Source organism: Corynebacterium freneyi, assembly GCF_030408835.1.
Classification (GTDB): domain Bacteria; phylum Actinomycetota; class Actinomycetes; order Mycobacteriales; family Mycobacteriaceae; genus Corynebacterium; species Corynebacterium freneyi.
This window is the reverse complement of record NZ_CP047357.1, coordinates 714,510-730,040: the sequence shown is the minus strand read 5'-3', so window position 1 is coordinate 730,040 and position 15,531 is coordinate 714,510. Positions and strand designations below refer to the sequence as shown.

The following is a 15,531-nucleotide window of genomic DNA, read 5'->3' as shown; positions in this document are numbered from 1 at the left end:
GTGCAGCCCCCACCCCACCGACGAGTGTGCGTCACGGCGTCTGTCACGCACACTCGTCGGCGCCGTCGGGGTGAGCGCTACGAGGCCGGCTCGTCGGAAAGCACTCCGTCCACCAGACGCGCGTCCGGGTTCAGGATGACCGCCTTCTCCAGAGCGGCGGTGTCGCCGTACGCACCACCATCGCCGAGGCGACGACCCTCGGGACGCTCATAGAGAGCCTCGCCGCCGTAGATCGCCTCGTCGATGCGACGCTGGCCGGCGGCCTCGCGCTCATCGGCGGTGGTACGCCACTCGTCGGCGGCCTCGGCACCGTTCTCCGCGGCGACGGCCGCATGGAACGCCTCCGGGTGGACGATCGCGACCAGCGCCGAGACGTGACCGAAGCCCAGCGAAGTGACGAAACCGGCCTTCATCGGCAGCGCGCCGCCCATCTCGATCGGCTTGGTCGGCCACACCAGACGGCCGTGCTTGGCCAACTCCGGATCGACGCAATCCAGGGACCGGTTCGCCGGCAGCACGCCGGAGCGCAGCACCTGGGTCAGGCCGATCATCTGGAACGCCGCCGCGCCGCCCTTGGCGTGGCCGGTCAGCGACTTCTGCGAAATGACGAACAGCGGGTTCGACTCGTCGCGGCCCATCGCATCGGCGATGCGCTCGTGCAGCTCCGACTCGTTCGGGTCGTTGGCGTTGGTCGACGTGTCGTGCTTGGACAGGATGGACACCTCGTCCGTGGACACGCCGTGGGCGGCCAGCGCCCGCGCCAGACGGGAACTCGTGCCGCCGCGCGCCGCACCCAGCGCACCGAGGCCCGGCGCCGGGATCGACGTGTGGGCGCCGTCGGCGAAGGACTCCGCGAAAGCGACCACGCCGAGCACCGGCAGCCCCAGGTCACGGGCCACCGAACCGCGGGCCAGCAGCACGGTGCCGCCGCCCTGCGACTCGACGAACCCGCCGCGGCGACGGTCGTTGGGCCGCGAGAAGAAGCGGCGGTCGATGCCCTTGGCGTCCATCGCGGCGGAGTCGGCGGTGGCGTTCATGTCGCCGAAGCCGGTGATGCCCTCGGTGGACAGGTCGTCGAAACCGCCGGCGACGACGAAGTCGGCCTTGCCCAGCTGGATCTTGTCCAGGCCCTCCTCGACGGACACCGCGGCGGTGGCGCAGGCGGCGACGGGGTGGACCATTTGGCCGTAGCCGCCGACGTAGGACTGCATGACGTGCGCGGCGATGACGTTGGGCAGGGCCTCCTGCAGGACGTCGCTGGCGCGCGGCAGGCCGAGGATGCCGTCGATGTACAGGCTGCGCAGGGATTCCATCGCGCCGATGCCGGTGCCCTGGGTGGAGGACACCAGGCCGGGGTGGACCGCGCCGAGCAGCTCCGCCGGGGTGAAACCGGAGGACAGGAACGCGTCGACGGTGCAGACGAGGTTCCACAGGGAGACGCGGTCGAGGTTTTCGCACATTTCGGCGGGAATGCCGTAGACGGCGGGATCGAAGCCCTCGGGGATCTGGCCGCCGACGTAGCGGGACATGGCCATGCGGCGCGGCACCTGGACGGCGGTGCCGGCCAGTCGGGTGACGATCCACTCGCCGGAGTCGCCGTCCGGGCGGGCGGTGGTGTTGTCCGGGTCGGATTCGACGAAGGTGATCGCCGCCGCCTTGTCGCGGACCGGGAAGGACAGGTCGCGGTCGAGGTAGACGGTGGTCAGCTCGGTCATGGTGTTGTCGACCAGGTCGCCGTCGTCGCCGTAGCGGCGGACGCCGATGCGGGCGGTGACTTCGTCGCGGTGGCGTTCGACGATGTCCTCTTCGTCGATGGGCTGGCCGTCGGCGTCGATCCAGCCGCCGTCGTAGCTGATCAGGCCCATGGTCCAGGCCAGTTCGACGATGCCGGCGCCGGAGATGTCGCCGATTTCGGCTTCGAAGCGGGTGCGCGACGAGCCGTAGGGGCCGAGTTCGCCGGCGCCGACGATGACGACCATGTCCTCGGGGGCGGCGGTGATTCCGGTGAAGTCCGGGGCGGTGCGGCCGAGCGGGGTGCGCGGGCGCGGCAGGGCCCGGATGCTTCGGGGCTTTGCGACGGCCACCTCGACGCCGTCGTCCTCGTCGGCGGAAGCGGCCAGGGCCTCTTCGGCCAGCTTGGACATGTTGAGGTCGACGTCGCCGAGTCCGCCGGTCAGGTCGACGGTGATGGGCTTGTCGGCCGCGGCGGCGCGGGCGTCCGGGGTGGCCTGCTCGAGGAGGAGTTCGGCCATTTCCTCGGTGGCGTAGGTGCGCACGCCCTTGGCTTCGACGGCGTCGACCAGCGGGTCGTTGCCGCCCATCAGGCCGGTGCCGCGGACCCAGCCGATGTGGGCGTGGACCAGCGAGGTGCGCGAACCCCAGACCTCTTCGGCGTGCCAGCGGGTGACCACGGCGTCGAGGGCGGCCTTCGATTCGCCGTAGGCGCCGTCGCCGCCGAAGCGGCCGCGGTTGGGCGAGCCCGGCAGGACCACGTGCAGGCGGTGGGCGACGTCGGTGTCGGCGCCGATCTGCGACAGGCCGGCGACGAGACGCTCGACGGACCACAGCAGCAGGCGCATCTGCATTTCGGCGGCCGGGCCGGCGTCGGCCAGCGATCCCATGACGCGCGGGGCGGCGAACGGGAACAGCAGGGTCGGCGACATGGCCGGCTTGGTGACCACGGTGCCGCCGCCGACGGTGGCGGTCTGCTCGCCGCCGACCCAGTCGACGACCGCGTCGAGGTCCTGGTAGCTGGTCAGGTTCGCCGGGATGACCCACAGGGCCGCACCGTCGATGGCGTTGGTTCGGTAGAGCTCCTTGTAGAACGCCAGGCGGGTCGGGTTCAACGACGACGTGGTGGCGACCACAGTGGCACCGTCGGAAAGCAGTCGTCCGATGACGGCCGCCGCGATGGAGCCCGGCGAGCCGCCGGTGACCACGGCGACGTCGGAGGCGCAGGCGCCCTCCCCCGGCGACGTGGCGGTCTCCGACAGCTGCGCGTAGGCGGCGGCCAGTTCGGTGCGGCCCGCGGCGGTGGCGCGATCGGCCCAGAACGTCGCCTGCGGTGCGGCGGAGGCCGAAATCGTCGCCGGGGTCGCGGCGGCCAGGTCCTCGTCGGAGGCGGCGGCCCACATGCGGGCCAGGTCCTCGCGGGAGGTGGCCCAGCGGTCGTCGATGAGCACGGCGCGGTCGGCGTCGAAGGACGGGGTGACCAGGCGCGGCCAGTCGGCGCCGAGCTCGGCGGTGACCAAGTCCAGCAGCTTGTCGTCGGCGTCGTCGGCGTCGAAGTCGACGGCGCCGGTGACCTCGTGGCCCAGCTGCTCCAGGATGGTGCGCGCGGCCACGGCCAGCACGCCGCCGGAACCGGTGACCTGCTCGGCGAAGGCGCCCAGCGCAGCGGAATCGACGACCCCGCCCGCGCCGCCGCCGGTGGCCGGCATGGTCACGGTGACGCCGTGCTTGGCGCCGACGGCCTGCACCGCGGCGTCGATGAGCTGGTCGAGTTCCGCGGTCGACGACGGCGGGTTCGGGGCGAGGTGGCCCAGTTCGCCGCCGCGCAGCGACGCGCCCTCGCGGGAACCGAGGACGACCTCGGCGACGGCGGCCTCGACCCAGCCGTCGCCGAGCTGCCAGGTGTCGCGGACGCGGTCGGCGACGTGGTTGGCGCGGGCGCCGGCGGGACCGGTGACGCGGCGCAAACCGTCGGCCAGGGCCTCGCCGAGCACCGGGCCCCACGGGGTCCAGCCGCGGACCATGCCGCCAACCTTGTCCTTCAGGGAGGGCATGTCGGCGTCGGCGGCGCCGTCGATGGCGCCCAGTCCGAATTCGGTGCCCAGGTCCAACAGCAGCTGGTTGCGGCGGGAGCTCACGCCGTCGACGAGCGTCTCGATGGAGTCGGCGGCCCCGATCTGGTCGAGGCGGACCTTGGTCCACAGGGCGATGAGCAGTTCGACGGCGTCGGCCGGGGTGACGGTGAGGTCGGCGGGACGCTCGGCGGACGTCGCCACGGGCGCCGGTGCCGGGGCGGCGTCGGCGGTGGCGGCGGCGGGCGTGGCCAGCGGTTCGGCCGGCACCTGCGTTTCCTCGACCGCCTCGGCATCGGACGCAGAGGACTCGGCGGCATCGTCGGCGTCGTCTGCGTCGTCGGCGTCGGGGCGGACCTCGTCGCGTGCGAAGACCAGGTCGGCGTCGCGTTCGACGTTCCACACCGTGACGTCGCGGTCCGCGTGGCGCGGCAGGGCGGCGGTGCGGGCGGCGAGGTTGGCGATGGTCGGGGCGGTGCCCACGCCGACTTCGATGATGCGGGAGACGCCCAGGTCGCCGAGGACCAGGTCCTGCGTCTCGATCCAGCGCACCGGCGAGCAGAACTGCCAGGCCAGCAGCTCGACGAGCAGGGTGCGGGCCAGTCGGCCCGGGTTCGCGGCGGCGGCGTCGAAATCGGCGAGGACGTCGTCGAGGATCGGCGACTGCGCGACGGCGTTCATCTCGCGGACGAACTGCTCGGTCAGCGCGAACCGGGTGGCGGTGAGGTTCGGAATGTAGCGGCCGGTGAGCACCTCCGGGTCGACTTCGGCCGGCAGCAGGCGGTCGAGGTGGCCGCGGAACTCGTCGACGCCATCACGCAGGACGGACGAGTGGAACGGCACGTCGATGCCGGGGATGCGCACGTAGGCCTTGCCGTCCGGGGCGGCCTCGTCGGCGGCGGCCCGCAGAGCCTCGAGCCCGGCGACGGTGCCGGCGACGGCGTACTGCTTGCCGGCCAGGTTGTGGTTGACGACCTCGAGGAATTCCCCGGACTGCTTTGCGACATCCGCCACGAATTCCTCGACCTGCGACTCCGCCACGCCGCACTTGTCGGGGCGCAGGGCGGCCAGCCCGTAGTTGGAGCGGCCGTCGGCGTCGCGCGGGACCAGAGCATGCATGGTCAGGCCGCGACGGTAGACGACCTCGAGGACGGCTGCGGCGTCGAGCACGCCGGCGAAGGCGGCCAGCGCGTTGTACTCGCCGACGGAGTGGCCGGCGAAGTAGGCGTTTTCGTCGAGGACACCGGCTTCGCGCAGCTCGGCGGCCTGGGCCAGGCCCAGCGTCGCCATGGCGACCTGCGTGAACTGCGTCAGGTTGAGCACGCCCTCCGGGTGGTGGAAGCGACGGCCGTCGACGGTGACCTCGGTCGGGTTGTCGCGGACGATCGCCAGCACGGAGAAGCCGAGCTTGTCGCGGGTGACGGCGTCGGCCTCGTCCCACACGGCGCGGGCGGCGGCCGAGTTGGCGCGGGCCGCCAGGCCCATGCCCTTGGACTGGATGCCCTGGCCGGGGAAGGCGTAGAAGGTCGTCGGCGCGGCGATGACGGCCGTGGCCGACAGCACGGGCTCCCCGTCGACGGTGGCCATGACCTCGCGGACCTCGCCATTGCCGGGGCGGTCGTCGAGGCCGCGGCGCTCGACGGTGAACGTGACCTCCTGGCCGGGCAGAACCGGGGCGAGCATGGTGGAGGTGAACTCGGTGATGCGGTCGCCGAGACCCGCCGGGCTGCCCGCGATGGCGGCGTGCTCGGCGGCGGCGGACAGCCACATGCCGTGGACGATGACGCCCGGCAGACCCGCGAGCATCGCGGCGCGGTCGTCGACGTGGATCGGGTTGCGGTCGCCGGAAACGGTGGCGAACGGCACCAGCGTCCGCGGCGCGGTGACGGTGACCGTGGCGCGGTGGCTGCGCGGGGTGTCGACGACGGTCGGCAGCGGCACGGTGTTGACCTGCGCCGGGGTGTCGCCGTTGCGGCCGCGGATGGCGAAACGCTCCGACAGGGTGGCCACGAGGTTGGACTCGCCGGCTGCGGCGGAGGCATCGCGGATCTCGGCGCGGACCACGACGACGCGGCCCATCTCCGTGTCGGCGACGTCGTCGGCGTGAGCGGTGATGGCCAAACGGGTGCCGTCGGCCGGCAGACCCGAACCGTCAGCGCCGGCGTCGGCGACCATGCGGATGTGGTGCTCGAGGTGGACCAGGGCCAACATGCCCTCGACCACCGGGACGCCCGACTCGGTGGTGGCGTCGGCGACGGCGGCGAAGATCGCCGGCCACGCATGACCCACCAGGGCATCCGGGGCGGTGCGGGAATCGGCGCCGGTCACCGCGCCATGGTCGGCCGCGGCGGCGGTGGTCCAGACCGACTCCCACTCGGCGACGCCGTCGACGACCTCCGGCAGCACCCCGCCGGCGGCGATGGCCGTGAGCGATCGCATCGACGCGGCGGCGTCATCGACGGAAATGACCGGGGCGGTGCCGACCGGGCCGGACACGTCGAAACGCAGGGTCAGCTCATGGTCGCCGCCGGAACCCTCCAGACCGACGATCAATACGGCGGCGCCGTCGCCGTCGGCCACCAGGGTGGCGCCGGTGTCCGGCTGCGAGGCCGACGACGAGCCGTCGTCAAGCAACCACGACGCACGCGCGCCAAGCTGCAGCGCCGGGTTCGCCTGCTGACGACCCGCCCAATGGATGATCGGGCTCGCCAGAACCCGCGCGACCGGGGAGATCTCCTCCTCCGCGGCCGGGGTCGAGGCCGACGCGGCCAGCTCCTCGGCGGCGGCGTCCTCGAAGGAACCGAGGATCTCCGCCACCGGAACATCGGCCGCGGTGATGCCCGCAACGGCCGCGGTACCCGGGATGATGCACACGCCGTCGGCGTCGTAACGCTCGTCGTGGGCCTGCCACAACGAATCCGAACGCCACCAGCGGCGCACCTCCGCATCGATGACCGGCACGAAATTCACCGGCTTGCCCGGCGTGCGGCACGCCTCCGACACGAAATGCGCGGCATCGGCCGGATGCAGACGAACCTCGAGGTCATACGCCCCGGCCAGCAGCGCCACGGAGTCGGCACCGGACACCGCGTCCGGCCCCACCGATGCGCCGGAGCGCACCGAATCGAACTCACCGGAATCGACGGTGGCCAGACGAGCCTCGAAACGGTCGAGGATCACATCGAAACGCACGCCCCACGACGGATCGAGAAACTCGCCGTCCGGCGCCGCCAACTCCAGGTAACGGTCCAGGACCTCGCGGTAGGTCATCTCGGCGACGTCGCCGAAGTACGGCTTCGCCGTGCGATCGATCGCGGCGATGATCTCGTCGCGGCGGGCGGCCACCGCATCGGCGTCGTTGGCGACCTCGTCGAGCAACCGGCCCGCGCGGGCGGCGGCGTTGTCGATCTCGTGGATGTCCGCGCCCAGCTGCGACCGACCCGAGGCCATGCCCTCCGCGGCACCGCCGGCGGGCACCCAGGCATCCGTGCCCCGGGTGTCGACCAGCAGCTTCTTCACCCCCGCCGACGCCGTGGACTCCTTCGCCGCCATCGCCGCGGTGCCGATGATGATCGCGTCGACCGGCATCGCCGGGTACCCGTGGCGCTGCGACCAGCGGCCCAGCAGGTACTCGGCGGCCTGCTCCGGACGACCGATGCCGCCGCCGACCGCCAGCACCGCGTTGTCGCGGGCGCGGATGTCGGCGTACGTCGCGATCAGCAGATCGTCGAGCTCCTCCCACGAGTGGTGGCCGCCTGCGCGACCGCCCTCGACCTGGATGATGACCGGCACATCCGACAGCTCGGCGTCGGCGGCCAGGGCATCGGCGATGGCCAGGACCGACTTGATCTGCGCGACGGTGCCCGGCTTGAACGACACGTGCGGGATGCCGCCGGCGCGCAGCTCGCGAACCAGCGACACCGCCTCGTCGACCTCGGGAATGCCCGCGGACACGGTCACGCCGTCGATCGGACGGCCCGCGGCCACGGCACGCTGCACCAAGCGACGCGACCCGATGTGCATGCCCCACAGGTACGGGTCGAGGAACATGGTGTTGAACTGCGCCGAGGCGCCGTCGTCGAGAAGCTCGTGCAGCCGGGCGACGTTGTCGTGGAAGATCTCCGGGGTGACCTGACCGCCGCCGGCCAGCTCGGCCCAGAACCCGGCGTTGGCCGCGGCTGCGACGATCGCCGGGTCGACGGTGGTCGGGGTCATGCCGCCCAGCACGATCGGCGAGCGGCCGGTGGCGTCGGTGAACTTCGTCTCGACGCGGGCGCGGCCGTCGCGGGTGACCAGGCGCGGGGCGTGGACATCCCAGGACGTCGGGGCGGCCGGGGCGCTGCCGGGCTCGAACAACTCGGCCTGGCCCTCGTCGACGGCGACGGTGACCACGCCGACGCCGGTGCCGGCGACGAGCGCGCGGGTCAGCGGGGCGACGCCGGTGCCCGGGCCGACCTCGAGGATCCAGTCGGCGCCGGCGTCGACGGCGGAGGCCACCTGAGCCGGCCAGTCGATGACGCCGACCATGACGTGCTCGGCGATCGGGCGGGCGAAGGACTCGTCGATTCCGGCGACGGCGGCCATCTCGACGGCCTCCTCGACGCCGGCGGCCATGTCGGAATGGTGGAAGCCGGCGCCGACCCGCAGCGGGGAGCACGTCGGGGCGAACGGCGCGCCGCCGCGGCGCTTGGCGGCCAGTTCGACGGCGTCTTGCTCGGCTGCGCGCTCGAGGTTGGCTTCGGTGGCGCGCAGGTCGGCGGGCGTGCCGACGACGATGCACATCGTGCGTCCGTTGCGCAGGCCCACTTCGGCGCGGCCCGCCAGGTGCGGTGTGACCAGATCCGGGCGGACGCCGGAGACGACCATCATCGGGTGCGCGGTGCCGGCGCCGTTGGCGGCGTCTGCTGCGGTGCGGGCGGTCATGCCGGTGATGCGGCCCCGGCGGGCGACGGCGACGCCGATGATCTCGGCGAGCGCGACGATGTCGGCGGCGCGGTCCGGGGCGGTGACGGCGTCGACGCCGAGGACGCCCTGCGAGTGTCCGATGGCCGCGACGTTGGCGGCCACGTCGACGCCCTGGGCGGACAGCAGGTCGAGGACGGCGAGCTGCGCGAGGAGGATGCCCGGCACGGAGATCGCCGGGTCGTTCAGGTCCGGCAGGCCGGCGACGGCGACGGGGGTCTTCTTCGCGGGCGCGTCGGCGTCGAGGGCGTCGGCCGAGGCGGCGGGGTTGGATTCGGCGACCTGTGCAGCGTTGGCCTTCTCCGCCCATTCGAAGGGGGTGAAGCCGTCGGGTCGCTGTCCGGCGAGACGGTCGGCGATGGGGGCCAGGCGCTGCTCGGCCCGGGCGACCAGGTCGCGGACGCGGCCGTCGACGCCGGCGGCGACGCACGTGGTGAGGGTGTCGAGCCAGGGGTACCCCTGCCCGGAGAAGCTGAGGGCGAACTTTTCGCCTGCGGCGAGCCGCTGGGACAGCGTGGGCTCGACGCGGCGCGACGTGTCGTCGGCTGCGGGACGCGAGCGGAAGATGGACAACGCGTCGGCGGCGGTGCGGTGCTCCGGCTTCTGATTGGGGGTCACGCGGTGGGCTCCTTGTTCAGACGTGGGGTCCCCGCGGACATGGGCATGGGAATGCCCGCGGGGTTGGTTCGCCCGACAAATATGCCACAAGAGTCGTGAGGGTTCCTTCATGTTTTTGCGTGACGACGGCCCACGCATGGATGCAAGATCAGATCCGCACCGCCACCGAGGCCGACGCAAAGGCGCGGCACAACGGCGTAAACCACACGGATTTACGCGCCGCCACGTGCATGTTTGACAAGCAAAGGAACGTTCCCCTTGTCCCACTCACGCGCCGGACTCCCCCACCATCGCCGCCATCGGAACCGGCGTTCATGCGGCTCAATACGTGACGAAGCTCACTCGACATCCCCTCCCGCGCACGGCCCCCGACGGCGTATCAGCCCAGCAGATCCCGCACGGTGTCGACCGCCCGGGCGAGGCGTTCGTCGGCGTCGTCGCGCCGATCCCGGTCGGCCTCCTCCGACGCCACGGCCAGCCCCTCGTCCCGCCACCCGGCATCTGCGCCGCCGACGAGCCCGGCGACGCGCGAAATCTCGTCGTCCAACCCCTCCGCCTTCTCCACCGCCCCATCGAACACGGCGCACGGGTCGTCGACGACGACGGTGTCGTCCGGCGTGATCCCCCGGCGGGCCATGTACTCGTCGATGTGCATGGAGATGCTCATGGCCCGCATCCTACCGATGTACGACGACGGGCCCGCCGTCCCCGGACAACGGGAACGACGGGCCCGACATGGACCGATGGGATCAGCCGAACAGGGCGCGCAGGATGAGCACGCCGACGGCGGACACCACCGCGGCCGCGGGGAGCGTGATGACCCACGCGGTGGCGATGGGCTTCATCAGGTTCCAGTTGGCGGCCTTGTTCACGATGCCGACGCCGAGGACGGCGCCGATGAGGATGTGGGTCGACGAGACCGGCAGACCCAGCAGCGACGCGGCCATGACCACGCCGGCGGCGGAGAGCTCGGCGGCGAAGCCGGACGACGGGTGCATCTCGGTCAGGCCGTGGCCGACCGTGTTGATGACGTAGCGGCCGATGAACCACAGGCCGGAGATCAGGGCGACGCCCATGGCGACCATCACGGCCATCGGAACGGCGGATTCGCTGTTGATCTCGCCGGTCTTGAGCACGTCGAGCACCGCCACGAACGGGCCGATCGCGTTGGCGATGTCATTCGAACCGTGGGAGAACGCGAACGCCGAGGCGGTGAACACCTGCATCCAGCTGAACAGCAGGAAGGTCGACTTCGACAGCGCGTGCTTCTTCAGGGTCTTGGCGAAGATGAACACGGACATCCACACCACGGCGGCGATCATCGCGAGGATGAGGCCATTGGTCAGCGCACTGAAGTTGAGTTCGAGATTGGACAGACCCTTGAACAGCATCATCGAACCGATGACCACCGAACCGAAGGACGCCAGCAGCGGCACCCAAGTCTCCAGCGCCTTGTGCGCGTGGACCTCCTCCGCCTCCTTGTTGAGGTCCTCGAGCTTGCGGTAGTAATCCGACTCCAGGTCCTCCGGGTTGTAGTCGTGCGTGGACACGACCTCGGCGTCGCGGGCCATGGCATTGGTGTAGGAGATGCGCTGAAGCTCGTCGAGACGCTCGAAGGCGCGCTTCTGCTCGGTGCGCACCTCGGCGCGTCGGGTCTTCAGCTCGCGCAGCGACTGGTCGGCGCGCTCGTTGTACACCAGGATGTTCTTCTTGATCGACCGGAACAGCACCCAGGCGACGAAGCCGCCGAGGACCGGCGACAGCACCCAGGAAATGGCGATCTGGCCGATCTTGTCCCACTGGACCATGTCCCAGCCACCGGTGTCGGTGACGAAGCCGATGGTCAGCGCACCACCGACGATGCCGCCGACGATCGAGTGGGTCGTCGACACGGGCCAGCCCATGCGCGTGGCCACGAGCAGCCACAGCGCCGCACCCAGCAGCGACGACATCATGATGAACACGAAGTCCATGGGCACCAGGGCGATGGAATCGAGGTCGACGATGCCGGAGCGAACGGTGTCGGTGACCTCGCCGCCGGCGAGAACGGCGCCGGACACCTCGAAGATCGCGGCGACGATGAGCGCCTGCTTCATCGTCAGCGTGCCGGCGCCGACGGACGTGCCGAAGGAGTTGGCGACGTCGTTGCCGCCGATGTTGAAGGCCATGAACAACGCGAAGACGATCGCGGTGATCAGGATGATCAGGTTGTCGGTGCCCCCGACGTAGCCGCGGGACCACAGGATGAAGACGATGAGCGTGATGCCCAGCAGCGCACCGAAAGCCAGGTGCCAGGGGAGGTCCCCACCACGCTTGACGCCGGTGGGCTCCATTTGTATTGCGGTTTTGGTCGACATGGAAAATCCGACTCCTCGTACCGGGTCGGCGACCTCGGGCGGGCGATTGCCGTGTCCGGGGGTCGGTGCAGTCCGTCGGGGCCGCCGTATGGATGGATGCCGGTGACGCGAGGGTCACCGCGGGGCACTGTGCCTCGCAGGGGTGAATCCCGATTGACTTATATATGAACTTTGAATGACCCTTCGGGTAATTCTCGGCCCGGCTCCCCCCACCCGGGCCCGGCCGCGATGCCGGGCCCGGACCCCAAAATCGGTGCGCCCGGGGGGACTTGAACCCCCACGCCCTCGGGCACAGGAACCTAAATCCTGCGCGTCTGCCAATTCCGCCACGGGCGCCCGCCCGCACCCGGCCGATCCCCCAGGGGGTTTTCCGCGGGGTCCACGGGCTTGGTCAATGGTAACCGGTTAGGCTGGTGGGCGTGTCATCCACCAGGCAGAAGTCCCATCCGGAGGCCGACGGCGGCCACGGTCCGTTCAAGCGGCGCACGCGCATCATCCAGCTGGTGTTCCTGATCGCGGCGGTCATCGCGACGCTTGCGTTGGCGTACTGGCAGCTCAGCCGCTGGAACACCACCAGTTCCTTCCAGAATCTGGGGTATGCGCTGCAGTGGCCGGCGTTCGGCATCTTCTTCATTTGGGCGTACCGCAAGTACATGCAGTACGAGCGCGAGAAGTTCGAAGGCAACGAGGAGGCCGGCGTCACCGTCCGCGAGGGCGACATGACGGAGATCCCGGAGGATTTCCTGCCCACGCGCCCGAGCGTGAACGTCGAGGAGGAAAACCAGTGACCAACCCGAATCAGGTCCCGAACAACGCCGCGAACCAGGCGCAGCCGAACGCCGCCCCGGCCGCGGGCGACCGCGTGATCCACCCGGATCGTCGGCGTCGCGTGCAGACCGCGCTGACGGCGTTTTCCGTCACCGCCTACATCACCGGCGTGATGCTGTTGGTGCTGGTGGCGGAGATGATCTACAAGTACGGGATCCTGGAGGACAAGAACGACGCTCCGTCGTGGTTCTTCTTCGTGGCGCAGGTCCACGGTTTCGCCTACATGGCGTTTCTCATCGCGATCGTCAACTTGGGCACGAAGGCGCGGTGGACGCCGGGCAAGTGGATCATCACGGCGTTGGGCGGCGTGGTGCCGTTCCTGTCGTTCATCGTCGAGCGCAAGCGCCGCGACGAGGTCAGGGCCGAGTTCGATTTGGCCTAGCTTTTTGCTTTGCGACGCCGGCGCCCCGCATCGTCCGTTCGGGACATGCGAGGCGCCGGTTTTTTCGTCGCGGTCGTGCCGTCGGCGGCGTGGATGGTGCCGCCGGGGTCAGAGCAGGGTCTCAGGGCAGGGACTTCGCCAGGTCGGCGAGCGCGGGGACGAGCTGGCGCAGTGCGCGGCCGCGGTGGCTGATGGCGTCCTTTTCCTCCGGCGGCAGTTCCGCCGCGGTGCGGGGGCGGTCGCCGGCGGTGTCCAGGTCGCGGCCCGCCTTGACGCGGGTGTCTTCTTCGCGGGGGACGAACAGGGGGTCGTAGCCGAAGCCGCCGTCGCCGCGGGGTGCCGTGAGGACTCGGCCGCGCCATTCGCCGTGGAAGGACAGGACCAGGTCGCCGTCGCCGGAGTCCGGGGCGACGCCGTCGCCGACTTCTCCGGCGCCGGGGACGACCATCACGACGGAGGACACGAAGGACGCGCCGCGGCGGTTTTCGGGGATGTCGCGCAGCTGGCCGAGCAGCAGTTCGTTGTTGGCGGCGTCGTCGCCGTGGCCGCCGGACCAGCGGGCGGAGAGGACGCCGGGCATGCCGTTGAGTTCGTCGACGGAAAGGCCGGAGTCGTCGGCGAGGCAGGGAAGGCCGGTGGCGTCGGCGCCGTCGTGGGCCTTGATCAGCGCGTTGTCCTCGAAGGTGCGCCCGTCTTCGGGCCGTTCCGGGTATGGGTCGACGTCGTCGATCGACAGCAGTTCGACGCCTTCGACGCCGGCGCCTTCGAGCAGCCGGGAGAGTTCTTCCAGCTTTTTCCTGTTGCGGGTGGCGACCAGTAGCTTCATCGCCTTTCCCCTTCCCGTGGTCGGTTGGTCGGCGGCGGGTGGCGCCGCCGGTACGACGGCAGGTGCGTCGTCCGCCTTCCAGTTTTGCACCATGGCGGGTTCACGTCACGCACGTGTCCCCCAAACCACGGTGGCTTCCGGGAAGAGGGCCGCTACACCTCCACGCGGCCGTCGGGAAGCTCACCCGGGTACGGGGCCCGCAGAACCTCCTGCTGCAGCTCGATGAGCTCGCGCAGACCCTTGCCCGCGACGTCGAGCATCGCATCGAGCTCGTCGCGGTCGAAGGTGGCGGCCTCGCCGGTGCCCTGGATCTCCACGTACTTGCCCTCGGCGGTCATCACCACGTTGAGGTCGACGTCGGCGCGGGAGTCCTCCTCGTACGGCAGGTCCAGGCACACCCGGCCGTCGATGACGCCGACCGACACCGCGGCGACCGGCGCCTTCAGCGGCGCACCCGGCACCGCACCGGCGGCGTGGAGGTACGTCAGGGCATCGGCCAAGGCGACGTAGGCGCCGGTGATCGCGGCGGTGCGGGTGCCGCCGTCGGCCTGCAGCACGTCGCAGTCGATGTTGATGGTGTTCTCGCCGAGCTGGCTCAGGTCCACCGCGGCACGCAGGGCACGGCCGACCAGGCGGGAAATCTCGTGGGTTCGGCCCTTGACCTTCCCGCGCATCGACTCGCGCGGCATGCGCTCGTGGGTGGCGGCCGGCAGCATCGAGTACTCGGCGGTCAGCCAGCCCTCGCCGGAATCGCGCTTGAAGCGGGGCACGGACTGTTCCACGGAGGCGGTGCACATCACGCGGGTGTTGCCGAAGCACACCAGCACCGATCCCGCAGGGTTGTCGGTGAAGCCGCGGGTGATGGAAACCTTGCGCATCTCGTCGCCGGCGCGACCGTCGGCGCGGGTGAAATCAGAAGTCATGGCACCAACGGTACCGGCCTACGGTTCGATGACCATCCCGGGGCGGGCGAGTTCCACGGGCCCGTCGAATTCGGCGCGGGCGGCGGCCAGCGCGGCGTCGGGGTCGCCGTAGGGCGGGATGTGGGTGAGCACGAGCGTGCCCGCCCCCGCCAGCCTCGCGGCGCGGCCGGCTTCGGCGCCGGACATGTGCATGTCGGCGGGCGCGTCGTCGCCGTCGCCGCACCAGGTCGCCTCGCAGATGAACACGTCGGCGTCGCGGGCCAGGTCGATGACCGCGTCGGTCCAGCCGGTGTCGCCGGTGTAGGCGACGACGCCGTTGGGGCCGGTGATGCGGAAGCCCCACGCCTCGATGGGGTGGAGCATCGGGTACGCCTCGACGGTCAGGCCGGCGAGTTCGAAGGGGACGCGCTCGGCGATGGTGCGGAAGTCGAAGGTGTCGCTGAGGTCGTCGAAGCCGTCGCCGGTGTCGGCCGATGCGTGGCCGAGGCGGTCGTGGGAGTCGGCGGGGCCCCACAGCAGGTTGCGGTGGGCGGACGGTTTGGTCGGGTGGAAGCGGCGCCACACGAGCAGCCCGGGGATGTCCAGGCAGTGGTCGGCGTGCAGGTGCGACAGCACGATGTCCAGCTCGGCGGGGTCGCGGTATTTCTGCAGTTCCCCGAGCACGCCGGGCCCGAAGTCCATGACGAACGCCCCATCGTCGGATTCGACGAGAAATCCGGAGGCTGCCGCATCGGGGCCGCACATGCTGCCCGTGCATCCCAGAACCGTCACTTTCATAACCCCACAATGCCACGTCGACCGGGCATCGGGCATGTCGGGCGGCCGTCGCATG

At 70.9% G+C, this 15,531-nt stretch carries 8 protein-coding genes and 1 tRNA gene; 2 read left to right on the top strand and 7 right to left on the bottom strand.

Translation table 11 applies throughout. The features are described 5' to 3' along the window. Nucleotides 1–77 precede the first annotated feature (77 nt). From CFREN_RS03300 to CFREN_RS03285, 4 genes are all read right to left on the bottom strand, one after another. Complete coding sequence (locus CFREN_RS03300) at nucleotides 78–9,278, bottom strand: type I polyketide synthase (RefSeq protein ID WP_244979836.1); 9,201 nt, start codon at nucleotides 9,276–9,278, stop codon at nucleotides 78–80. A 484-nt stretch (nucleotides 9,279–9,762) separates the two neighbouring features. Beyond that, nucleotides 9,763–10,050 (bottom strand): hypothetical protein, encoded by a 288-nt coding sequence (locus CFREN_RS03295; protein WP_035120193.1) that lies wholly within the window; start codon nucleotides 10,048–10,050, stop codon nucleotides 9,763–9,765. 82 nt (nucleotides 10,051–10,132) lie between these two features. Continuing rightward, nucleotides 10,133–11,740 carry an inorganic phosphate transporter gene (locus CFREN_RS03290; protein ID WP_396022136.1) on the bottom strand — a complete coding sequence of 536 codons (1,608 nt, stop codon included), beginning with the start codon at nucleotides 11,738–11,740 and terminating at the stop codon, nucleotides 10,133–10,135. Nucleotides 11,741–11,994: 254 nt separating this feature from the next. Beyond that, a tRNA-Leu gene (locus CFREN_RS03285) sits at nucleotides 11,995–12,076 on the bottom strand. Nucleotides 12,077–12,159: 83 nt separating this feature from the next. Between CFREN_RS03285 and CFREN_RS03280 the strand changes: the two genes are divergently transcribed. Together CFREN_RS03280 and CFREN_RS03275 are read left to right on the top strand one after the other, a co-directional pair. Next, complete coding sequence (locus CFREN_RS03280) at nucleotides 12,160–12,528, top strand: hypothetical protein (RefSeq protein ID WP_070523406.1); 369 nt, start codon at nucleotides 12,160–12,162, stop codon at nucleotides 12,526–12,528. Nucleotides 12,529–12,602: 74 nt separating this feature from the next. Further along, on the top strand, nucleotides 12,603–12,950 hold the full coding sequence (locus CFREN_RS03275; RefSeq protein WP_246580233.1) for a DUF3817 domain-containing protein: 348 nt from the start codon (nucleotides 12,603–12,605) through the stop codon (nucleotides 12,948–12,950). Nucleotides 12,951–13,071: 121 nt separating this feature from the next. Here CFREN_RS03275 and CFREN_RS03270 read toward each other — a convergent pair whose 3' ends face one another. The 3 genes from CFREN_RS03270 to CFREN_RS03260 form a co-directional block, all read right to left on the bottom strand. Next, nucleotides 13,072–13,776 (bottom strand): non-canonical purine NTP pyrophosphatase, encoded by a 705-nt coding sequence (locus tag CFREN_RS03270; protein WP_070523381.1) that lies wholly within the window; start codon nucleotides 13,774–13,776, stop codon nucleotides 13,072–13,074. Between the two features lie 152 nt (nucleotides 13,777–13,928). Then, on the bottom strand, nucleotides 13,929–14,699 hold the full coding sequence (gene rph / locus CFREN_RS03265) for a ribonuclease PH (RefSeq protein WP_035120174.1): 771 nt from the start codon (nucleotides 14,697–14,699) through the stop codon (nucleotides 13,929–13,931). Nucleotides 14,700–14,717: 18 nt separating this feature from the next. Continuing rightward, complete coding sequence (locus CFREN_RS03260) at nucleotides 14,718–15,476, bottom strand: MBL fold metallo-hydrolase (protein WP_209653871.1); 759 nt, start codon at nucleotides 15,474–15,476, stop codon at nucleotides 14,718–14,720. Nucleotides 15,477–15,531: the final 55 nt, after the last annotated feature.